Here is a 21943-nt window from a genome sequence, read left to right as displayed (position 1 = left end):
AGGAGGGTTAAAATAATAAATTGAATAAGTGACTGAGAGTCACTAATCTCCGCTGAGAAACAAGCAACAGGAGGTATTAATGGACTCTCAATCACTATACCAAATATTATACATATTTTTAGATTGGCACCCAGCACGAATTAAAACATTTGCAGAATTAATTTGTGCAGTAGTAAAAGCTAAAACTGTGAGAATCAAAGAATTAGCACTGTATGTCGCTTCTAAAGGCAATTTGCATGCCAAGATTGTTAAAGTTGAGCGTTTGCTTTTAGAACAAAATATGTGCTTTATAAGTTTAGGGAAAATTATTGTTAAATTGCTCTGTCTAACAGGTAAAATTAGCCTTGCCATAGATAGAACCAGCTGGCAATTTGGTATTAAAAATTTGAATTTTTTTGTTGCAACTATCGTTTATGGTAATATTTCAATTCCTATAGCATGGTTGTTACTTGATAAAAAAGGCAACTCTTCTACTAATGAAAGAAAGAAATTGATTGAGCAAATTTTAACAATTATACCTAAGGAAATGATAGAGCTTATCCTTGCCGATCGGGAATTTGTTGGTGAGGAATGGTTGCAATATATGGGTGGAATCCAAAAATTACCTTTTGCTATCAGGCTAAGAAAAAGTGAGAAGGTCAAGCATTTCAACGGTGGCAAGATGAAGTTGAATAAATGTTTTGCCGATATGCAAATGGGTGACACTAAAACTATAGAAAGCAAAATTTACAATGGTATGGCAATTAAAATAACTTGTTTGCAATTAGAAAGAGAGCAACTATTTATTGCTAGTAATGTGCTTATTGGTGAATGTGCTTTGCTAGCATATAAGCAGAGGTGGAGCATTGAGCGACCTTTTCTGTCTCTCAAGTCATCTGGATTTAATATTGAAGATACCCACATTACAGATCAAAAAAAGCTGGAAAAACTATTTGCAATAGTATCTTTATCCTTAGCTATTTGCGTGCTTGCTGGTGACATTAAGAACAAAATTTATCCTATAAAGATCAAAAAACATGGTCGTAAATTATACTCATTATTTACTTACGGATTTGATTGGATAAAAGATTATTTTTATAACTCGTTAAGTGATACCCCTGCTATGTTGTTTTCATTACTACGAAAACACATTATGCATGCCTTTCAACTTCAACAATAAGTGTGGGGTACTATGGAAAAAATTACCCTAAATTTGATTATTTATAGTAATAAATTTATTGTCAATATAAAATATTACCCTATTATTCACTGTTTAACGTTCTGTACAAGCAAAGTAATTTGATAAGGACAAATTTTTATGCTCAGTAAATTTCAACTCCCAAACGGCGAAAATAAAGTGCTTTTGCATTCATGTTGTACTCCGTGTTCCGGAGATCTAATGGAACAAATGCTAATCTCAGGTGTTAATTTTAGTATATTTTTTTATAACCCTAATATTCACCCTAAAAAAGAATATGAAATTCGAAAAAATGAAAATATTCGTTTTGCTGAAAAAATGGGGATAGAATTTGTCGATGCAGATTATGACGTCCAAAATTGGTTTACTAGAGCGAAAGGGATGGAATATGAACCAGAGAGAGGTAAGCGATGCACTATGTGTTTTGATATGCGTTTTGAACGTACTGCGCTTTACGCTTATGAAAATGGCTTTAAGGTGATTACAAGTTCTCTGGGCATTTCTAGGTGGAAAGATATGGAGCAAATTAATGAATCAGGAATTAGGGCCGCTTCTCATTATGAAGGAATAATTTATTGGACTTATAACTGGCGTAAAGATGGTGGAAGTAGCAGAATGTATGAGATAGCGAAACGTGAAAACTTTTATAAGCAAGAATATTGCGGCTGTATATACTCACTAAGAGATAGTAATAATTGGCGGAAATCAAATAATCGTCCTGAAATTAAAATTGGTGAAGAATATTATCAGAAACAATAGACTTCCTGCCTAAATTGATCTATATGGGCCCCAAATATCAATAAAGTAAAAAAATCTGTGACCAAATTTTCGTTTGACTTAAAGTTTCAACATAAAAAGGCTAGAATGGGTACTATCACTACCGAGCATGGTCAGATTCAAACCCCTGCCTTTATGCCAGTTGGTACTAAAGGTACGATCAAAGCTATGTTGCCTGAGGCAGTTGAAGCTACAGGCGCTGATATAATCCTTGGTAATACTTATCACTTAATGCTGCAGCCAGGTGCAGAAAGAGTTTTTAAGCTTGGCGGGCTTCATCAGCTCATGAATTGGCACAAACCTATCCTGACTGATTCAGGTGGGTTTCAAGTTATGTCTCTCGCTAAATTGCGTAAAATTACTGAAGAAGGGGTAATTTTTAATTCACATATAGATGGTAGCAAGTTTATGCTATCTCCTGAATCATCAACGGAAATACAACGGCTTCTAGGTAGTACAATCACTATGGCCTTTGATGAATGTATCCCCTATCCTACTAGCTACGAGCGCGCTCAATTATCCATGGAACTTACAAGCCGGTGGGCGGCACGATCAAGAAAGGCTTTTAGTAAGGAAGAAGGCTATGGCCAGTTTGGAATTGTTCAAGGAAGTATATATAATGATTTACGGCTTAAATCAACTTTAGATTTGATAGAATTGGATTTTGAAGGGTATGCTATCGGAGGCTTGGCGGTAGGAGAAGGCCAGGAAATAATGTTTAAAGTACTGGATTATACGGTAGATTTATTACCTAGCAATAAGCCTAGATATCTTATGGGGGTCGGTAAACCTGCTGATATTATTGGCGCTGTTAGGCGAGGTATTGATATGTTTGATTGCGTCATCCCCACCAGATCTGGTCGGAATGGACAAGCTTTTACTAAACATGGGGTGGTCAATATACGCAATAATCAATATAAGGATGATAATATGCCTCTAGAAGAAGGTTGCATATGCCCTGCCTGTAAGAACTATACTAGAGCTTATTTGCATCATTTAGTAAAAGTAAAAGAAATTTTAGGTGCAATGCTTATGACTTGGCATAATTTAATGTATTTCCAAGGTCTCATGTTAAGAATTAGACAATATATTATGCAAAAAAAAGACTTTGATTTTATGCATTAGGTTGTGTGAAGGAAATTTTAATATAACCACAGAGGAGAAAGAATCTTTTCTAAAAATTCTTTATGCTTGCGCAACTCTTCTTTAGTTGGTTTCACCACTACGATATTTTTATATTTTATTCCAGAAGTTGTAATTTCTACTGCCGCTATTTGTGCTTTATTACTAATATCAAAGCTGACCTGCCTACCTCCTGTAAGCTCTACATACACTTCCGCCAACAATGCGGCATCTTTTAAGGCTCCATGCAACTTACGCGCCGAATTATCAATCTTATATCTCTTACATAGCGCATCAAGACTAGCTTTCATGCCGGGGAACATTTTGCGCGCTAAAGCAAGAGTATCAATAGTGTTAGAAAGTTCTAGAAATTCTATAGAAGGGTTGTTTAATAGAGATAATTCATAATTAATAAACTTAATATCAAAAGCAGCGTTATGGATAATTAACTTACTATCTTTAATAAAAATTAAAAACTCCTCGGCTATTTGTTTAAATAGAAGCTTATCTTTTAAAAACTCACCTGATATACCGTGTATCCTATAAGCTTCATTAGGCATGTCCCGCTCTGGGTTAATATAAAAATGAAAGTGCTTACCAGTAAGTACTTTATTCACCATCTCAATAGCACCAATCTCCACAATACGGTGCCCATCTTTTGGTTCAAGCCCTGTTGTTTCTGTATCTAAAATTATTTCTCTTAATTGACGCACTGTAATTTCTGAATAAGTTGAAATATTTGCTTATCTAAATCTACTTGATTAACATCCGTATTAATAATAAAATCTGCTTTTTTCATCTTAATCTTTTGAGATAATTGAATTTTTGCTATTTTATTATAATTTTTTAAGATAAACCCTGGTCTGGTCTTGGCTCTTGCTAATCTAGTTTTTTCGCGGCAAAAAGTAGTCACATAAAAATCAAAATATTGATTAAACCCTGCTTCAAACAGTAGGGGCACTTCTGCAAAAGTAATTTCTGCCTTACTATTTTGTTGTTTAAATAACGATAATCTTTCTACTACAAAGGGATGAACAAAATCTTGTAGCTTTTTTCTCGCTAAATCATCACTGTAAATAATATTGGCTATATCCTTGGTATTAAAAGTTTTTAAATTAGGAAGTAAAGCTAGAACCATATTTTGTATTTTTGGCTGGCTATATAACTCTTTAATATATTCATCCGATGAAAAAGTTATAAACCCTAACTTAGCTAAACAGGTTAATAGAAAAGTTTTCCCTGAAGCATAACTACCAGTAATTCCTACACATATCATGCTAATAAATATTTATTTCTACTTAGGTTCTGTATACTCAATGATTTCAAGAGTTAGATTTTATTTTAAGCGGTAGGCGCGCGGAACGTACAAATAGTGCATGAGCATAGTTAAAACCCCGATAAAATGAAAAAACAACTCTTGAAAGGCGAAGAGTATAAACACTTCTATGTAATGAATGTTCATAGAACCTAATCTTTTACATATTATGAATAAAAAGTCCATATTTATTAGCCAATTCTACCATTAACTCTGGCTCAATAATAACTACCTTATTTTTCTCTACGGCTATTCCTTTATACTGATGGTTAATTAAGTTATGAATGGTCTGAAGGCCAATAGTAGGCATATCAACTCTGGTATCTTGTCCCTTTTTCATTCCTTTAATTAATATAGCGCCGGTAGAATTTTTACGTAAATCTGCACATCTTGTGATTAAATGATCTGTTCCTTCTGCTGCTTCAATACCGATAATATATCCATCTTCTACCACTACTGCCTGACCTACATCAAGAGTGCTGATACTGTCTAATAATTTTTTCCCTAACGTGATATCCAACAAATCTTGCGCAGATGGAAGCTGCTGGGTAATCATTTCATTACTTTCATTTAACATCTCATAATACGACACTATATTAAAACCTTTTTCTTGCAGAAAAGCTATTATTATACTTAATAGTTTATTATCTCCTAGAAATGTTTGCTTTAAGATACGCGCAAGTAATAGGGAGCCTATTAAATCTACTTTAATTGAGCGCAGGTTTACACGCTTGACCTTGCCGGCCAGAACTATATCCTTAACATTATGTTGATTTAAATATTCGATTATTGCTCCAACCATCCCAATTTTAAAAAACTGATATGAACAATTCTTATATAATGTTCCATCTACTTCAGCTGATAAAATAGCAATATAGCACTGTTTGCCTTGCTGCCTAAAATTATTTGCCAATAATACCGGTAAGTCCCCATCGCCCGCTATAATTCCAATGCTACTGCTCTTAATAGTTTGACTTACCATCAGGGTCTGCTTTTGGTTGACAAAATGCTTTAGTAGTGTCTTGCTTTAAAAAATTGATGATTTGCTCTACAATAATATTACTTTTATATTTTTCTGAGACTAGGGCAATTCTATCCACAAAAACGCCGTCCCCAGTGAATATTTCATCAACTGCTTTGACCGCCTCAAGAGTTTGATTAGGGTCAAACCCCCGTCTTTTCATACCTACTAAATTTATTCCTTCTAGTGTTGCTCTTTCACTCGAAGCTAGACCAAAGGGAATTAAATCTCTTACTACTGCCGATAACCCTCCGGTCATAGAATGTTCTCCTATACGTACAAATTGCAGTACTGCAGACAGCCCTCCGATGATAGCAAAATCCCCTACTTTCACGTGACCTCCTAAACTAACATAATTAGCAAATACGACATTATTGCCGACGAGACAATCATGACCTATATGTACTCCCACCATAAATAAACAATTATTACCTACCCTGGTCACCATACCGCCGCCTTTACTACCAGCTTGAATAGTCACATATTCTCTAATAATATTATTCTCACCAATTATAGTCTCGGATTCTTCTCCTGCATACTTAAATATTTGCGGCGGTTGACCTATCGAGGCAAATGGGTAGATAATGGTGTTAGCGCCAATTTGAGTCTTCCCTTCTATAACTATATGAGATTTTAGCCCAACATTATCTCCTAAAATAACTTTAGGCCCTACAATACAAAAAGCTCCTATTTTTACATTTTTACCAATTCTTGCCTTTGGATCTACAATAGCGGTTGGATGGATGTAGGGGGCTCGCATAATCAATTCCTATCTTTAACCATTGCAGTAAATTTACCTTCTGCTACTATTTGTTCATTAACTTTGACATAACTGGAAAATTTCCATACAAACCCTCTACTTTGCTCTATTTTAGCATAAATATACATAGTATCTCCAGGCTCAACAATTTTTCGGAATTTTGTGTCCTCAATAGACATAAAGAATACATCTTTGTTTTTAGTAGAATCCATTGATTTAGCTATTAAAATGGCAGAAAGCTGAGCCATCGCTTCCACAATTAGCACACCAGGCATTACAGGCTTATTAGGGAAATGCCCGGTAAATTGCGGTTCGTTAAATGTGATGTTTTTTATACCAACAATTGATTCGTTAAGATTTAATTCCTCTACTCTATCTATTAATAAAAATGGATAGCGATGAGGTAACATCTCCATAATCTCTACAATATTAATTTTCATTTTTCACTCTTTTGCGTGCCAGCTGTGTATCTATCAAGGCAAGTTTATTTCGAATATTAATAGGATCTAAATCTATTCCTCCACACCAACAAATTGTTTTCGTTATTGGATCAATTGTAACTTTTTTAAATTCCTCATAATCCTCCCATAAACTAAACACTCCTATACCCACTAAATAACTCACATCTATAACACCTCGTTTACCATCAGCAAATTTTATATCTAATTTATAACCCTTTAAAGGATTACATTCTATTATTTTAAATTCATCAAACATAGCTGCTTTTATTTTAAAGGTTCAATTTTTTTCAAGGGTTTACAGTATATTGCATTATCCCAATTAATCATGAGTTCTTCTGAATGTTGTATTGCCTATTCTACAACTAATCCATAAGCTCTTGGAGGAAGACAGCCTTTAATAATACAGCAAGTTTTTATCTCAATTAATGCCTCATACTCCCCATATATAGCATGAAAATGTGCAGAAAAATGATCTTCATAATACATATAAATCAAAATTCCAAAAAATTCGCATATTCTCGGCATATTTTACTCTATAATAAATATTAATTTTCATTCTTCACTCTTTTGCGTGCTAGCTGTTTTAATATTACTGCTTGTCTAAGCCATTCTTTTATTGGCAATGCAGGCGAACCCCCTACTACGCTGCCAGGTTCAACGTCTTGCATTACCCCAGCTTGTGCTGCTACTTGCGCTTTATCTCCTATTATTATGTGCCCAGCTAGTCCCACCTGGCCACCAAGAGCACAGTAGGATCCTATTTTTGTACTTCCGGAGACTCCTACTTGCGCAACAATAATAGAACCTTTGCCTACTACAACATTATGACCTATTTGCACTAAATTATCTATTCTACATAAATCTTCTATTATAGTATCATTTTGAGTACCTCTATCAATCGTAGTATTACTGCCTATTTCTACATTATTGCCTATTTTTACTATACCTGTATGAAAAATTTTATAATGTATCCCTTTTTCGGTAGAAAAACCAAACCCATCCTGCCCAATCCCTGCCCCGGGTAATATTACAACATCATCTCCAATTATACTATAACTTATTGACACATTAGAATATATCAGGGCTCTATCACCTATTATTACCCCATAACCTATACAAGTTCCAGACTCGATCACCGCATTATCACCTATTATCACATTATCTTCAATCACCACGTTATGCCCTATATAACAATTAGCTCCTATAGTGGCAGTCTGCGCTATATAGGCAGAAGGCATGATTTTACCTGCATAATGTTTGAGCGACTTATAAAATAAATTAACTAATGTCGTATAAACAAAATGTGGGTTTTTGGCTTTTAATAAAATTATACTATTATTCGAGGAAGGTACTGCTATATTAGCTGGTACAATACAGCAAACTGCCTTAGTTTGGTAAAGCTGCGGTAGATATTTATTATTAATTAAAAAACTTATATCCTGAGCTCCTGCCTCTTCTAAAGATTTAATGTCATAAATTAATATATCTTCATAGTTAGCAGGTAATGATACTAAATCTTTTTCTACTAATTTGATAATGTCAGATAATTTATAAGGAGAAGTTTTCCTATAAAATTGTGGGTTACTCATGGTTCTTTATTCCTATAAAATTGTAGACAAAATTTACTTTTTTAATGCGCGATAAACTCACCAACTTGTGCATCCCAAAGCTTCTTATAACTTCCATTTCGCGCCAGCAATTCTAAGTGAGTGCCTTCTTCAATAATCTTACCGTGCTCAAATACTAAAATTCGGTCCATATATAAAAGGGTAGATAAACGATGAGCAATAACTATGGTAGTAGAATTGCTAGTTTCTAAAACTGTTTTAATCGAGGCTTGAATTAGTAGTTCTGTAGACGAATCCAAAGCTGAGGTGGCTTCATCTAAAATAAGAATAGGAGCATTTTTAAGAATAGCCCTGGCAATAGCAATTCTTTGCCTTTGACCGCCACTTAACTTTACTCCTCGTTCTCCTACTACTGAATTATACCCCTGTGGCATACATTCTATATCCTCATGTATTCTAGCTTTTTTACAGGCTTCTTGAATCTGTTCTAAAGTAGCATCATATTTAGCAAGCTGTAGATTTTCGAGAATACTACGGTGGAACATGGTAATATCTTGGGGTATTACTGCAATATTGTTTCTTAAAGATTCTTGGGTTACTTCGGAGATATCATATCCATCAATTAAAATACGCCCCTTTTGTAAATTAAAATATCTTAACAAACATTTGACCCAGCTCGTTTTACCTGCCCCAGATTTTCCTACTATCCCTACCCTCTCTCCTGCTTTGATACGTAGGGAAAGATTTTCAAATATGTTAACCCCTGGCATATAACTTAGGGTTACTTCTTCATAGGTAATATTGCCTTTAACCCGCGGAAGCAATGTAGCCTTGACACTATCTACTATATCGGCTGCAGCATTAATAAAATTGTAGGAAACCTGAATAGCAGCAAGTTTAGGATTTATAGAAAATAAAATATTATCTAATAGATATCCTACTTCTGCATGTATCATGAGAGTAATGGTAGAAACAAATGCAAAATCCCCTACAGTAATTCGCCCATTTTGATATAAATATACTAATAAAAATATTTGGGTGGCTACCATCACTACCGCTAGAATAGTATCTATCAGGTCTACGTAATAAGCATCATAATATTTTGTTTTTTTATCCCAGTTCTTCCATTTATTAATTGCAGGCACTAGCTTTAGTTGCAGTTCGCTCCATACATTGCCAATAATCTTAATACCAAATATATTACTAATGGAGTCATTGATAATCCCTACTGCTTCTTGTTTAGCTTTAACACATCTGCCTTGAAGTTGCATTTGTTTTTTTAACAAAATTGATAATACTGGTACATATATCATAATAAATACAATTAAGACGCTTGCTACTATATTGTTGACTGTGCATAAAAAGATTATCCCAAATATAATGACTGCAAAATGTACTAAAGTCTGGATTAACTTGTGGATTAACCCTAAGATACTATCCTGAAAATCGGTAATTTTATTAGCAATCTCTCCAGACAAGTGTGAATCAAACCAATGGAGTGAATGATTCATAGTTTTAATATACATGCTCTCAATTAACTCCGCAAGTATAAGAGGTTGATATTTCATATCAAATAGCCTAGTAACAAAATATACCATGTGATGCATTATTTGATAAAATATAAATAATAAAATAGTTAATGTTACATCATGCTTGGGATTTTGAGCAATAATATTAATAATCTCTCGGGTTTGATAATTAACGACAATTTTAAATAAAGCCCCAAAAATCGCTGCCACTGCGATCCCGCCTAAATATAACCGGTATCTATAGGCTAGAGAATATAAGTATAATTGTAACTCATTATTTTTTCCCATCTTATTTCTATCACCATCTTATTTCTACCAATATAATATTAGACTACCTTTATGCGGTCAAAGATAAATTTAAATTTTACTTACCCCAACCTAGTTCCAACTTTTTTCTTGTATTATATTATCTAAGGATACTGGCTCTATATTAACCGAAAATTCTTCATTAGTGTGCAGATTTAGAAAAAAATATTTCCCATAAATTAATCCAGAATCTGAAAATAAACGGATAATATTCGTTCCCTCAAATGATTGTTCTGCTTTTATAATATAAGGATTATTAATTAAGGCTTTATCTTCCAATTCTGCCTTGCCATATCTATCAAAAATTTCCCAACGACCACTAACTAGTTTAATATTATGAGGAGTATAATTATCTACTTTAATATGATATAACCACACAAATACACTATCTTTAATATTAGAATTTAGGAGGTCAAAAGTAGATTGAGGGGTAATTTTTACCTCTGCTGGGATTTGCGTTAATAAAAGATTTGATTTGCTATTTTTTGTATAAATACTATTCATTTCCCTTTCTCAGTTAGATGTTGGTGACAAATTTTTTAGACCACTTAATATTAATATATTAGACTTCTTTTAGAGCTCGCTTCTGGTAGGGAATTTGAAGAAGGCTCCTTGCTTCAAACCGCAGCATGCTTAAGTGTACCGTGAGGATTTGAGCCTAGATTCATTGGCCAAATTACCATCGCCAGTAGAGTTTCGAAATAAGTCTATTGTTTCTAGCAAGAATCGGTAAATTGCTTACAATAAGTTGGGAAGGCCTCCTATCCTCCTGTATTTTGGTAGTACTCTCTAGGTTCTTGTGCAGGAAAGTGTTATTAACAAACGCTATTATTGTCTAATTTACTTTAGCATATAAATAATAATCTCGATGAACCGACTGAACAATTTCATACTTTTTAAGTAAGCCTTCTCTAATAAAGTGGCATCTTTCCAGAAGGTTTATTGAGCGAATATTATCATTGACTACTGTTGCTTGAATACGGACTATCCCTGCATATTCTATAAATTTCAAAATGTTTTTAATAGATTTTAGCATAATCCCTCTCCCCCAATATGTCGGGTCAAGGTCATAGCTTATTTCTGCTTTAAGATGTATTGTAGAAACGCTATTAAAGCCTACAGTACCTATCAGCTTATTATTGCTTTTTAGCGCAATAGCCCAATAAAAACCTCTGCGATTACGAAATAAGCTACCCCAATATTTTACTTCCTCAATAGCTTGTTCAAGGTTTTTAGGGATGTTATTATCAGTTAAAAAAGGAGACATTTCAGACTTCATCATATAACATAGATATTCTCCTGAATCATCAGTAGTTAACTCCCTAAGTACAATGTCACCTAGGTCTAACAAAGGAAATTGATAATATAAAGAATGATTAAACATATATTTAAGTAGTTAGTAAATTTTCATCAATTATTCATATAGCTGAGAGGATCTTTCACCTTATTTTCTTCAAAAGCTTTAATTCTTATTAAACATGCATGGCATGTACCACAAGATAAACCTGCTTCTGAAGGATCATAACAAGAAATGGTATTAGAATAATCCACTTTCAAATCTAAACCAGTCTTAATAATTTGGGTTTTTGACATATTGATCAGCGGAGCATGAATTATAATATTTTGACCTTGCATTCCTGCTTTGGTTGCCAGGTTAGCAAGTTTTTGAAAAATATCTATATATTCCGGGCGACAATCTGGATAATTTGCATAATCAGTTGCATGTACTCCTATAAAAATATCATAAGCTCCTATTATTTCAGCGAAACCCAGAGCATAACTTAAAAATATTGTATTACGCGCTGGCACATAAGTTATAGGTATGTCCATACTTAACTCACTAGCATTTTGGTATTTTGGTACTTCTATATCCCGATCAACAAGAGCTGACCCCCCAAAACTACCTAAATCAATATTTATAATCTTATGCTGCCTAACATTATAATTTTTAATTAACTGCTGAGCTTTTTGTAACTCAATATTATGGCGTTGAGTATAATTAAAACTTATAGCATGAATCTCAAAATGTTGCTTGTGTACTATTGCTAATACTGTCGCTGAATCTGCCCCACCACTAACTAAAACTACCGCTTTTTTCATGCTAATTCCTATTTAAGCTGCTTTCGATAACAATCATTAGTTTCATATTATAGTCAATTAAGGTGAATTAGGGACGCTGGAAGAAGCGCGAAGCTGAAGAAGATACGATGGTAAAGCAACGAGCAACGACGTCCATAGTTTATATTAATTGACTATAAATAATTTTTTAAATATTGCCCTGTATAACTCTGAGCACAAGCAGCGATATCTGCAGGAGCACCTGCTGCTACTATTTGTCCACCTTTATCTCCCCCTTCTGGGCCAACGTCTATAATATAATCGGCAGTTTTAATCACATCTAAGTTATGTTCAATAACTAACACAGTATTACCCATATCCACTAATTTATGTAACACTTTAAGTAACTTGTTAATATCGTCTATATGTAAACCTGTGGTAGGTTCATCAAGTATATATAAAGTTTTACCAGTTGAACGTTTTGATAATTCTTTGGCTAATTTTACTCTTTGTGCCTCTCCTCCAGATAAAGTAGTAGCGGATTGACCAATTTTGATATAACCTAACCCTACCTCGTTTAAAGTAACAAGTTTTTCATAGATTAGAGGCACTGTAGAAAAAAAGACCATTGCATCTTCCACAGTCATCATCAAAACATCAGCAATAGATTTGTCTTTATATTTAATTTCAAGTGTTTCTCTATTATATCTATCCCCATTACAAACATCACATTTTACATATATATCAGGTAAAAAATGCATTTCTATTTTAATTAAACCGTCTCCTTGACATAATTCACAACGCCCGCCTTTGACATTAAATGAAAACCTACCTACTTTGTATCCTCGGGCTTTTGCAACTGGTAGCTCGGCAAACCAATCTCTAATATGAGTAAAAGAACCGGTATAAGTTGCAGGATTAGACCGCGGAGTCCGCCCTATGGGGGACTGATTTACATCAATTACTTTATCAATATATTCTAATCCTGTAATTGATTGATATTCTCCTGAATAAATTTTAGCAGATGGTTCTAAAAATTTTAAAGCTGCTTTATATAAAGTTTGAATTATTAAACTAGATTTACCGCTCCCAGATACCCCAGTAATAGCCGTAAAACTACCTAAAGGTACTGTAATATTAACATTTTTTAAGTTATTAGAAGTCGCGCCAATTAAATTGATTACTTTTCCAGGATGCAGAGGAGTACGAATAGTTTTGGGAACAGCAATAAATTGTTTGCCACTTAAATATCTTCCTGTGATACTACCTTCAGTTTGTTTGATCTCCTCAATTGTCCCTTGCGCTATTATCTTTCCCCCATGGATACCTGCCCCAGGGCCAACATCTATAATATGATCTGCTTCATACATAGTTTCTTCATCATGCTCCACAACTAACACGGTATTACCCAGGTCTCGAAGCTTTTTTAAAGTTTCTATTAATCTGGCATTATCACGCTGATGTAAGCCAATTGATGGTTCATCAAGTACATACAAAACCCCACTAAGTCCTGAGCCAATCTGTGAGGCTAATCGAATACGCTGACTTTCCCCACCTGATAAAGTTCCAGATTCTCTGGCTAAATTAAGATAATCAAGCCCTACATTCATAAGAAACTGTAATCTTTCTTTAATTTCTTTTAATATTCGTTCCGCGATAGTCATTTGTTTCTTGTTTAACTGCGCATTCAAACTACTAAACCATTTTTGCAGTTGTAAAATACTCATGCTTGATACTTCCCCTATATGCATATCGGCAATTTTAATACATAAGGATTCTTCTTTTAACCTATAACCTTTACAAGCTATACATTTATGCTCTGACTTATATTTTAATAATTCCTCTTTTACTAAAGCAGACTCTGCCTTACTTTCCTTTTCTTCCAGGCTAGGTATTATTCCAGCAAAAGGTTGCTGGATTATTTGAGATTTAGAACCATCATGATATTGAAAGGTTATAATATCTTCACCTGAGCCATAAAGTAATGTATCCTGTACTGATTGGGGTAACTTTGCAAATGGGGTATCTAGTGAAAACTTATAATGTTCAGATAAAGCTTTTAAAGTTTCTAAAAATAGTTTTGAGGATATTTTCCCCCAAGGAGCTATAGCACCTTCTTTAATATTAATTTTTTCATCTGGAATAATTAATTCTTTATCAAAAAACAATTCTTTTCCTATCCCTTCACATTTAGGGCAGGCACCAAATGGGCTATTAAAGGAAAAAATTCTTGGTTCAATTTCAGTAATTTGAAAACCCGAAACAGGGCAAGAATATTTTTCAGAAAAAATTACTCTTTGTCCTTTAGTAAATTTCGTATTCTCATTATCTGGAATATCAACTATTTGAACATAAATTATCCCATCTGCTAGCTTAAGAGATATTTCTAAACTATCAGCAATCCTATTGCCTAAGCCTTCTGTGATAGTCACCCTATCAACTATTACTTCAATATTATGTTTTTTATTTTTATCAAATTTTGGAAGACTATCTACCTCATACATTTCATTATTAACTATAATCCGGCTAAAACCTTGCTTTTTTAGCTCAAGAATTTCACGTCTAAATTCTCCTTTTTGCCCTCTGATAATGGGTGCTAAGATATATAATTTAGTATTTTTAGGCATCTCTTTAATGGCATCTACCATTTCAGATACAGTCTGATTTTTGATTGGTAAACCTGTGGCTGGAGAATACGGTACTCCTACGCGGGCAAATAATAACCTCAAATAATCATAAATTTCAGTTATAGTCCCCACTGTAGAACGAGGGTTTTTAGAGGTCGTCTTCTGGTCAATAGCTATGGCAGGAGACAGACCAGAAACTGATTCAACATCAGGTTTACTCTGAAGATGTAAAAATTGCCTAGCGTAAGAAGATAAGCTTTCAACATACCGGCGTTGCCCTTCTGCATAAATAGTATCAAAAGCGAGTGAAGATTTACCAGAGCCACTAAGTCCAGTAATTACTACGAACTTATTCCTCGGTATATCAATATTAACATTTTTTAAATTATGTTCTTTAGCACCACGAACTTTAATATATTCTTGCATAATTATTTTCTATAAATTATTGGCAGGTTTTTAAAAAACCTGTAGCATTATAGGTTGTTTTAAATTATTATTGCAATAATTATATTCATAAAAATGAGCAATAAACTGTGGCAAGTAGTTTAAATAAAGCAACACTAATAGGTAATTTAGGACGTGACCCAGAAATTAGACACACCAATGATGGTAAAGAAATAGCAAGTTTTAGTGTCGCTACCTCCGAAACATGGAAAGACCGAGCTACTGGAGAAAAAAAGGAAAAAACAGAGTGGCATAGAGTAGTAGTATTTAATGAGGGATTAGTATCCGTTATAAAAAATTATGCTAAAAAAGGTACGAAAGTTTATTTAGAGGGTAGTATTCATACCAGAAAATGGTTAGATAATTCAGGGCAAGAAAAATACACCACTGAAATAGTATTACAAAATTTTAATTCGCAGTTTATTTTATTAGACTCTAAGGGAAGCGGCAGTAGCATGTCAGAGGGGACACCTCAAAAAAATGCAGTTAACAATTTCGACCATAGTGATTTAGATGATGAGATACCTTTTTAAGCTAGGTTCTGTGAAGATATTCTATGCAACGAGTAGATTTATATGTATTTGTAGAATTATATGTAATTGTTACTCGCAGAACCGCAGCTTACTTAAATTTACGTGAGGAGCAGAAGATCATGCAGTACGACGGACGTAGATAATTAGTTTTCGAAAATAGTATAAGACGATATTAGGAGCTAGCAATGGCAAAAGGTTTAAATATATTACTATTATCCCTGCTCTCTTTACTTTTCGCTTCTTGTGCCAAAACAATAGAATCTAAAATTAAAGAGGCGGAAAAAATAGCATCGTTCAATAGTTTTGAAAAAAAATTAGTTCCAGCCGAAGGTTTTGTTCTTACAACTTATCAACGCATTACCGACAAATATAGACCCTATGTATTTTATATTGAAGGAGATGGTAGCATTACTTCAGGGCATTATAGCGTTGCTAGCAACCCTACTCCTTCCCAGCCAATGTTATTAAAACTGGCCGCCCTTGACCCTAGACCTAACATAGTATACCTTGCAAGGCCTTGCAAGGCCTTGCCAGTACACTCCAATGGAATTAAATCCTAACTGTACCCAAGATTATTGGACAGATAAAAGATTATCTGAGGAAGTGATCACCTCGATCAACACCGCAGTAATTGCTATAAGTAATAATCAGCCAGTTAGTTTAGTGGGATTCTCCGGGGGAGGAGGCGTTGCCGTACTGCTGGCAGTGCGCAATAAGAATATTCAAGATATAATCACCATAGCTGGCAATCTGGATATTGACAGATTTAGTAATTACCATAACGTATATGCCTTAAAGAAATCTTTAAATCCTATAAAATATGCGCGAGCAATAAACCATATCCCGCAACTACATATTTCAGGAGATAAGGATTCAATAGTGCCAAGTAGCATTGCTGCGGCTTATGTCACTTCCAGCGCTTCAACATGTGTGCACTCAAAAGTTTTTCTTGGTATAGCTCACAATAGAGGGTGGGAGGAAATATGGCAAACTGTATTAAAAACTAACCTTTCCTGTAAACTGAACTAGAGGTTGTGTTGACAAAATTTTTTAGGTCCTTTTTTGAGCAGGTTTTTACTGAAAATATAGGTGAATTTTGCAAGTCAATAGTCCACCTATTTTAAAAAATTTGCCTATATTTTCAGTAAAAACCTGCTCAAAAAAGGACCTAAAAAATTTTGTCAACACAACCTCTACAGATGCCTATTATACCATTCCCCATAACTAAATTAGCACTAGGAGTATACTCAATGGATTTCAAGAGTTGGATTTTATTTTAAGGGGTGAGCGCGCGGAACATACACTTAGGTACGTGAAACCCCGATAAAATGAAAAAACAAACTCTTGAAATCCATTGAGTATACGAGTGTCGGCTACCTCCGCGTACAGACGTATCACACTACTGGACAAAAATAGAAGATGGTTGAAAAAGTACAAAAATTGTTATCTGCTAAAGCTCGTTTTTAGCAATTATTATCTCAAAAATAACATTTTGTACTTAAAATAATATGTTTTTTTAACCATTTTCTATTTTTGTCCAGTAGTGTGACAGACGTATACGTGAAGAGCAGAAGATCATGAAGTACGACAAACGTAAATAATTAGTTTTCGGAAATGGTATTAAAGGAAAACATCCCCTACGAAGTGATTATCTCCTAACAGAGGTTGTGGATTAGGAATATTATGATCAGCAGTAGCTATTGGTTGATGGGAACCGCGGGAGAAATAACAGCCCAATGCATAATCTATTCCTTTCATCACACAAATTAAGGCAGCTAGGCTTAATATTCCACCAGACAACCATAAGAATATTGGGCTGTGATTACTAGGAGAAAGGTCAAGAGCAGCGGATGGCGCCAAAGCATCGCCAGGATGGACAGACCTATTATCACTATAACGTGTCACTTGCCCTTCAATGATGAAACCTAACATAATGACCTCACTTTGTAGGTTAGTTAATCAAGAAAACCGTCTTAACGTGGGTTTGATAATTAATTTATTACATAGAAATGTTCACAGAATCTGAGGTTGTGAACACTGGATAAGAATAACTAATCCAATCTCTTTAGCTATATCCCCTTATACCATTTCCGAAAACTAAATTATAGCACCAGGAGTACGAGTGTCGGCTACCTGCGCGCGTAAATACTAGTACGTGAGGAGCAGAAGATCATGCAGTACGACGAACGTAGATAATTAGTTTTCGGAAATGGTATTACTTGAATCGAATATTAACTATTGCTTAGGGTAAAATTGAAGTAGAATCTTCAATTTTACCCATTAAACCCGACTAAAAAATTGAAAAATATTTCATCAATCCTTCGATTAGCAAGGTACTTAAATCACCATTAAGTAATTATTATTTAACAACAGTTACAGCTCTACGGTTTTGAGCCCAAGCCGCTTCATTATCACCAATCACAGCAGGTTTTTCTTTACCATAAGAAATAGTATCTAATCTACTTTTATCTACACCCTGACTTTGCAAATATTGTGATACTGCTTCTGCTCTTCTTTCACCTAATGCTAAGTTATACTCTCTAGTGCCTCTTGAATCACAATGACCTTCAATAGTAGCTTTTATGTTACTATGCCTTTTTAACCAACATGCTTGTCTATGTAATTGTCCCTTAGCAGTGGAGGAAAGCTCTGACTTATTATAATCAAAATGCACTCTATCACCCACAGTTTTTTCAAAATCAGATAATTTAGTATATTCGGTACTAGGACCTACAGCAGCAATAGTAGTGCTCTGTTTTTTGCTAGTACAGCCAGAAAGTAAGAATAGCGCTAGAAAAGCTATTGCGGATTTTTTTAGTAGCATAACAAACTCCTTCTAAGGTTAATTAATTGATTTATACTTGTTGCTTTAGAGAATTGTTTTTTGGAAAAATATCAAGGGACCTGTGCTAATGCCCCTTAGATACTGCTTCAGCTTATTCTCTATTAGACTTCTTTACGCAACGTTACTGCTATTCGTCATTTGCTTGATTGTCTAGGCTCAAAATCTAACATATTAACATCTTTTTAAATACGCTATGGTTTTAAAGCGAAGAGCCTTGCTTGTAAATTCCTGAGCAGAAGCATGTTTTGAAAGAGATCTAGTATTTTAGAAGAAACCTATTTTCAAGTCCAATTCTTCAAAACACATACTAGTATTAGTACTAGTTTAACAAAAATTGCTAAACACTTCACCCATGCATTATACATCATCATCTTAATACTTAAAAGCTTAAAATAATACTACGAATAAACTCCTAAATACTATATGTGGTAAAAATATCGTATTTGCCGATATGGGGTTAACTTTTGATGCACACTAGGTGCTGTGAACATTTCTTTGTAATGAGTAGATTTATAGGCATTTTCACTTGCAAAACCGCAGCGCACTAACGCGAGGATTCGAGAACGAAAATAACAACAAAAATCAGCCAGTAGATAAAAATGTTCACAAAACCTACTACTTTAGTAACTCCACTAGTAACTCTTGAATTGTTGCTGATAATTGGCTTATTTTACTGGTATCTACCCCACCAGCTTGGGCTAAGTTGGCTTGCCCTCCCCCTCCAGAACCACCAAGAAATATAGAAATTGATTTCGCTAAGTTACCGGCGTGTATTTTATAGGTTATTTCTTTACTAACGGCTACAGTCACAGCTAATTTATTCGTGTTATTTATATACACAATGACTAGATCCTTAAATTTATTAGACATTTTCTCTGCCGCTAAGCGTAATATTTTATTATCAAGATTCTTAACTAATTTATAAATAAATTTTATTCCTGAAATGTCTATAGCGTCTTGCGCAAATCGTGTCTCATCTAGCACAAGCAGAGACACTTGTGATGCAATCACTTGGTCCATGAGCTCTTTTCTACCTTGCATGAGCTCCTTAACTTTCTCAACTACTTCTTGTCTATTTGTTTTTAAATATGACGTTATATTATCAATAATAGCATCATTATTTCGCATCAATTTTAATACAAATTCCCCACAAATGGCTTCTATCCGCCGCACACCTGCTGCAATTGCATATTCATGGATAATTTTAAACATGCCAATATCACCGGTTCTAGCAACATGAGTACCACCACATAGCTCTAGCGAATAAGCTTTGTCACTCATCAGTTCATTACCTATTGATACTACTCTTACTTCAGAATCATATTTCTCTCCAAATAAAGCCATCGCTCCTGCTTTAATCGCTGACTCAGTGGACATTAAAGTAGTAATAACTTTAGAATTAGCTCTAATAATTTGATTTACTTTATCCTCAATTAGGATAATTTGTTCGTTAGTTAAGCCATTCATATGACTAATATCAAAACGTAGACGATCATGAGCTACCAGTGAACCTTTCTGAGTTACGTGCTTGCCTAGTATTTGGTGTAACACCGCATGCAATATATGAGTTGCAGAATGATGAATCCGTAGATTTTGACGATATTGAGTATCAATCGCAAAATCAGCACTATCTCCCACTTTAATTCCAGTGCCTTTTTCTAAGATACAGATATGCGCTATTATACTACCAATATATTTTAAAGTATCAATTACCCTAATCGTACTATTAGCAGTTTGTATCAACCCAATATCTCCCATTTGCCCGCCAGACTCTCCATAAAAGGGGGTTTGGTTACTAATTAGGATGAATTTCTCGTTTATTTTTTCTATACTATTTACTACAATATTATCTTGAATTAAAGCCAAGACTTTACCTTCTAGCTGATCTAGAGAATAACCTAAAAATTCTGTACTACCAAAAACCGCCTGGATATCAAACCAAATTTTATCTGTTTTGGTCTCATTAGAGCCTTTCCATGACTTTCGTGCTCTTTCTTTTTGTTCTTGCATCTTACTATTAAAGCTCTCAAGTTCAATCGAGACCCGCTGGCCCTTTAATATTTCTTCAGTTAAGTCAATAGGAAAACCGTATGTATCATATAATTTAAATGCCACTTCTCCAAATAAAGTAGCATTAGGCTTTAGATAAGCAAGTTCCTCATCAAGTAACTTTAAGCCACGCTCTAAGGTTAATTTAAAGCGTAATTCTTCTTGTTCTAAAACATTACTAATGAAATCTTCGGCTCTTTTGAGCTCAGGGTAAGTATTGCCCATAAGATCTACTAACTTCGGCAGTAATCTATGCATTAAAGGCTCACGACTTCCAAGTATATGAGCATGCCTGATACTTCTACGCATGATGCGTCTTAGTACATATCCTCGCCCTTCATTTGAAGGGATAATACCATCACTAATTAAAAAAGCGCAGGCACGTAAATGATCAGCAATAATTCGGTACGAAAACTGAGCATTGCCTACCGCCTTTACTTTGATTATGTTTTCGGCGTAAGCAATTATTTCTTTAAATAAATCTGTATCATAATTATCATGCACATTTTGTAACACGGCACTAATACGTTCTAACCCCATTCCCGTATCAATAGATTTTTTAGGTAAGTCTATGCGAGTATTAGCATCTAATTGCTCAAATTGCATAAATACCATATTCCATATTTCAATAAAGCGATCCCCATCTTGATCTTTTGTGCCAGGTAATCCACCTTGAATCTTATCACCATGGTCATAAAATACTTCTGAGCATGGGCCACAAGGCCCCGTATCTCCCATAGACCAAAAATTATCATTGGTTTTAATTCTAATAATCCGGCTATCACTTAAGTTAGCAATCTTTTTCCAATAAGCAGCTGCTTCCTCATCAGTATGATAAACAGTGACATATAACTTTTCTTTCGCTATAGCAAATTCTTGCGTCAATAGAGTCCAGGCATGATATATTGCTTCTTCTTTAAAATAATCTCCAAAAGAAAAATTGCCTAGCATTTCAAAAAATGTATGATGTCTTGCTGTATAGCCCACATTTTCTAGGTCATTATGTTTACCCCCCGCCCTAAGCGATTTTTGACTAGTAGTAGCTTTGGTATAATTTCTCACTTCCTGTCCGGTAAAAACATTCTTAAATTGCACCATGCCAGAATTAACAAACATTAAGCTAGGATCATTATGAGGTATTAAAGAACTAGAAGGAACATGGAGATGGTTATTTGCAACAAAATAACTTATAAATTTACTTCTAACCTCTTCAGTGGTAAGTTTAATCATTTAACAACTGCCTTTAAGAAAAATATTTTATTTTCAAGTCTTTTATAACCAAAAGATTTGATGCATTATAGTTCTGTTCTCTAAAAATTTCTAAATAATATATAATTTACCATAGTACCCC

At 34.3% G+C, this 21943-nt stretch carries 20 protein-coding genes and 1 pseudogene; 5 read left to right on the top strand and 16 right to left on the bottom strand.

Annotation, left to right across the window (positions count from 1 at the left end; translation table 11 throughout):
* Positions 1-79 precede the first annotated feature (79 nt).
* The 3 genes from ACFELV_RS04980 (at position 80) to tgt (ending at position 3079) form a co-directional block, all read left to right on the top strand.
* Positions 80-1159, top strand: coding sequence for an IS4 family transposase (locus tag ACFELV_RS04980; RefSeq protein ID WP_375326208.1), 1080 nt, complete (start codon positions 80-82; stop codon positions 1157-1159).
* A 138-nt stretch (positions 1160-1297) separates the two neighbouring features.
* Complete coding sequence (locus ACFELV_RS04975) at positions 1298-1936, top strand: epoxyqueuosine reductase QueH (protein ID WP_375327014.1); 639 nt, start codon at positions 1298-1300, stop codon at positions 1934-1936.
* 57 nt (positions 1937-1993) lie between these two features.
* Positions 1994-3079 carry a tRNA guanosine(34) transglycosylase Tgt gene (gene tgt, locus ACFELV_RS04970; RefSeq protein ID WP_375327013.1) on the top strand — a complete coding sequence of 362 codons (1086 nt, stop codon included), beginning with the start codon at positions 1994-1996 and terminating at the stop codon, positions 3077-3079.
* 17 nt (positions 3080-3096) lie between these two features.
* Here tgt and dnaQ read toward each other — a convergent pair whose 3' ends face one another.
* The 13 genes from dnaQ to uvrA form a co-directional block, all read right to left on the bottom strand.
* Positions 3097-3789: a DNA polymerase III subunit epsilon gene (dnaQ, locus tag ACFELV_RS04965; protein WP_375327012.1), complete on the bottom strand. Its 693-nt coding sequence runs from the start codon at positions 3787-3789 to the stop codon at positions 3097-3099.
* Positions 3777-4352, bottom strand: a complete 576-nt coding sequence (coaE, locus tag ACFELV_RS04960) for a dephospho-CoA kinase (RefSeq protein ID WP_375327011.1) — start codon at positions 4350-4352, stop codon at positions 3777-3779. Before coaE ends, dnaQ begins: the two co-directional genes overlap by 13 nt.
* A 199-nt stretch (positions 4353-4551) precedes the next feature.
* Positions 4552-5373 carry an LpxI family protein gene (locus tag ACFELV_RS04955; RefSeq protein WP_375327010.1) on the bottom strand — a complete coding sequence of 274 codons (822 nt, stop codon included), beginning with the start codon at positions 5371-5373 and terminating at the stop codon, positions 4552-4554.
* Positions 5354-6172 carry an acyl-ACP--UDP-N-acetylglucosamine O-acyltransferase gene (gene lpxA / locus ACFELV_RS04950; protein ID WP_375327009.1) on the bottom strand — a complete coding sequence of 273 codons (819 nt, stop codon included), beginning with the start codon at positions 6170-6172 and terminating at the stop codon, positions 5354-5356. Before lpxA ends, ACFELV_RS04955 begins: the two co-directional genes overlap by 20 nt.
* Positions 6173-6174: 2 nt before the next feature.
* A complete protein-coding gene (gene fabZ, locus ACFELV_RS04945; protein ID WP_375327008.1) occupies positions 6175-6612 on the bottom strand; it encodes a 3-hydroxyacyl-ACP dehydratase FabZ in 438 nt (145 codons plus the stop codon).
* The gene (locus tag ACFELV_RS04940; RefSeq protein ID WP_375327007.1) at positions 6602-6889 is read right to left on the bottom strand and encodes a DUF2442 domain-containing protein; all 288 of its coding nucleotides are present in this window, start codon (positions 6887-6889) and stop codon (positions 6602-6604) included. The genes fabZ and ACFELV_RS04940 overlap by 11 nt, the downstream gene beginning before the upstream one ends.
* Positions 6890-6984: 95 nt before the next feature.
* Entirely contained in the window at positions 6985-7158 is a 174-nt protein-coding gene (locus ACFELV_RS04935) for a DUF4160 domain-containing protein (RefSeq protein WP_375327006.1), read from the bottom strand.
* Between the two features lie 20 nt (positions 7159-7178).
* Positions 7179-8222 (bottom strand): UDP-3-O-(3-hydroxymyristoyl)glucosamine N-acyltransferase, encoded by a 1044-nt coding sequence (lpxD, locus tag ACFELV_RS04930; RefSeq protein WP_375327005.1) that lies wholly within the window; start codon positions 8220-8222, stop codon positions 7179-7181.
* Between the two features lie 41 nt (positions 8223-8263).
* A complete protein-coding gene (locus ACFELV_RS04925) occupies positions 8264-10018 on the bottom strand; it encodes an ABC transporter ATP-binding protein (RefSeq protein ID WP_375327004.1) in 1755 nt (584 codons plus the stop codon).
* Between the two features lie 90 nt (positions 10019-10108).
* Complete coding sequence (locus ACFELV_RS04920) at positions 10109-10540, bottom strand: ApaG domain (protein ID WP_375327003.1); 432 nt, start codon at positions 10538-10540, stop codon at positions 10109-10111.
* 331 nt (positions 10541-10871) lie between these two features.
* On the bottom strand, positions 10872-11420 hold the full coding sequence (locus ACFELV_RS04915) for a GNAT family N-acetyltransferase (protein ID WP_375327002.1): 549 nt from the start codon (positions 11418-11420) through the stop codon (positions 10872-10874).
* Positions 11421-11446: 26 nt separating this feature from the next.
* Positions 11447-12136 carry a 7-cyano-7-deazaguanine synthase QueC gene (queC, locus tag ACFELV_RS04910; RefSeq protein WP_375327001.1) on the bottom strand — a complete coding sequence of 230 codons (690 nt, stop codon included), beginning with the start codon at positions 12134-12136 and terminating at the stop codon, positions 11447-11449.
* A 152-nt stretch (positions 12137-12288) separates the two neighbouring features.
* A complete protein-coding gene (uvrA, locus tag ACFELV_RS04905; RefSeq protein ID WP_375327522.1) occupies positions 12289-15150 on the bottom strand; it encodes an excinuclease ABC subunit UvrA in 2862 nt (953 codons plus the stop codon).
* 104 nt (positions 15151-15254) lie between these two features.
* Between uvrA and ssb the strand changes: the two genes are divergently transcribed.
* Together ssb and ACFELV_RS04895 are read left to right on the top strand one after the other, a co-directional pair.
* The gene (gene ssb, locus ACFELV_RS04900) at positions 15255-15698 is read left to right on the top strand and encodes a single-stranded DNA-binding protein (RefSeq protein ID WP_375327000.1); all 444 of its coding nucleotides are present in this window, start codon (positions 15255-15257) and stop codon (positions 15696-15698) included.
* A 185-nt stretch (positions 15699-15883) separates the two neighbouring features.
* A pseudogene (locus ACFELV_RS04895) lies at positions 15884-16727 on the top strand (alpha/beta hydrolase).
* Positions 16728-17318: 591 nt separating this feature from the next.
* Here the strand turns inward: ACFELV_RS04895 and ACFELV_RS04890 are convergent.
* The 3 genes from ACFELV_RS04890 to alaS form a co-directional block, all read right to left on the bottom strand.
* Positions 17319-17630, bottom strand: coding sequence for a hypothetical protein (locus ACFELV_RS04890; RefSeq protein ID WP_375326999.1), 312 nt, complete (start codon positions 17628-17630; stop codon positions 17319-17321).
* A 427-nt stretch (positions 17631-18057) separates the two neighbouring features.
* Positions 18058-18522, bottom strand: coding sequence for a peptidoglycan-associated lipoprotein Pal (pal, locus tag ACFELV_RS04885; RefSeq protein ID WP_375326998.1), 465 nt, complete (start codon positions 18520-18522; stop codon positions 18058-18060).
* A 636-nt stretch (positions 18523-19158) separates the two neighbouring features.
* Positions 19159-21822, bottom strand: coding sequence for an alanine--tRNA ligase (gene alaS, locus ACFELV_RS04880; protein ID WP_375326997.1), 2664 nt, complete (start codon positions 21820-21822; stop codon positions 19159-19161).
* Positions 21823-21943: the final 121 nt, after the last annotated feature.

This window comes from Candidatus Tisiphia endosymbiont of Nemotelus uliginosus, assembly GCF_964264835.1.
In the GTDB taxonomy this organism is placed as follows: Bacteria; Pseudomonadota; Alphaproteobacteria; order Rickettsiales; family Rickettsiaceae; genus Tisiphia.
Note: the sequence above shows the minus strand (reverse complement) of the source record. Positions and strands in the feature narration are given on the sequence as shown.

Excerpts from the sequence above, each read along its gene's own strand:
- ACFELV_RS04915 (WP_375327002.1), bottom strand. The coding sequence starts at position 11,420 with ATGTTTAATCATTCTTTATATTATCAATTTCCTTTGTTAGACCTAGGT.
- pal (WP_375326998.1), bottom strand. The coding sequence starts at position 18,522 with ATGCTACTAAAAAAATCCGCAATAGCTTTTCTAGCGCTATTCTTACTT.
- queC (WP_375327001.1), bottom strand. The coding sequence starts at position 12,136 with ATGAAAAAAGCGGTAGTTTTAGTTAGTGGTGGGGCAGATTCAGCGACA.
- ACFELV_RS04935 (WP_375327006.1), bottom strand. The coding sequence starts at position 7,158 with ATGCCGAGAATATGCGAATTTTTTGGAATTTTGATTTATATGTATTAT.
- lpxA (WP_375327009.1), bottom strand. The coding sequence starts at position 6,172 with ATGCGAGCCCCCTACATCCATCCAACCGCTATTGTAGATCCAAAGGCA.
- ACFELV_RS04975 (WP_375327014.1), top strand. The coding sequence starts at position 1,298 with ATGCTCAGTAAATTTCAACTCCCAAACGGCGAAAATAAAGTGCTTTTG.
- ACFELV_RS04980 (WP_375326208.1), top strand. The coding sequence starts at position 80 with ATGGACTCTCAATCACTATACCAAATATTATACATATTTTTAGATTGG.
- ACFELV_RS04940 (WP_375327007.1), bottom strand. The coding sequence starts at position 6,889 with ATGTTTGATGAATTTAAAATAATAGAATGTAATCCTTTAAAGGGTTAT.
- ACFELV_RS04920 (WP_375327003.1), bottom strand. The coding sequence starts at position 10,540 with ATGAATAGTATTTATACAAAAAATAGCAAATCAAATCTTTTATTAACG.
- lpxD (WP_375327005.1), bottom strand. The coding sequence starts at position 8,222 with ATGAGTAACCCACAATTTTATAGGAAAACTTCTCCTTATAAATTATCT.
- ACFELV_RS04925 (WP_375327004.1), bottom strand. The coding sequence starts at position 10,018 with ATGGGAAAAAATAATGAGTTACAATTATACTTATATTCTCTAGCCTAT.
- alaS (WP_375326997.1), bottom strand. The coding sequence starts at position 21,822 with ATGATTAAACTTACCACTGAAGAGGTTAGAAGTAAATTTATAAGTTAT.
- ACFELV_RS04955 (WP_375327010.1), bottom strand. The coding sequence starts at position 5,373 with ATGGTAAGTCAAACTATTAAGAGCAGTAGCATTGGAATTATAGCGGGC.
- fabZ (WP_375327008.1), bottom strand. The coding sequence starts at position 6,612 with ATGAAAATTAATATTGTAGAGATTATGGAGATGTTACCTCATCGCTAT.
- coaE (WP_375327011.1), bottom strand. The coding sequence starts at position 4,352 with ATGATATGTGTAGGAATTACTGGTAGTTATGCTTCAGGGAAAACTTTT.
- ACFELV_RS04890 (WP_375326999.1), bottom strand. The coding sequence starts at position 17,630 with ATGTTAGGTTTCATCATTGAAGGGCAAGTGACACGTTATAGTGATAAT.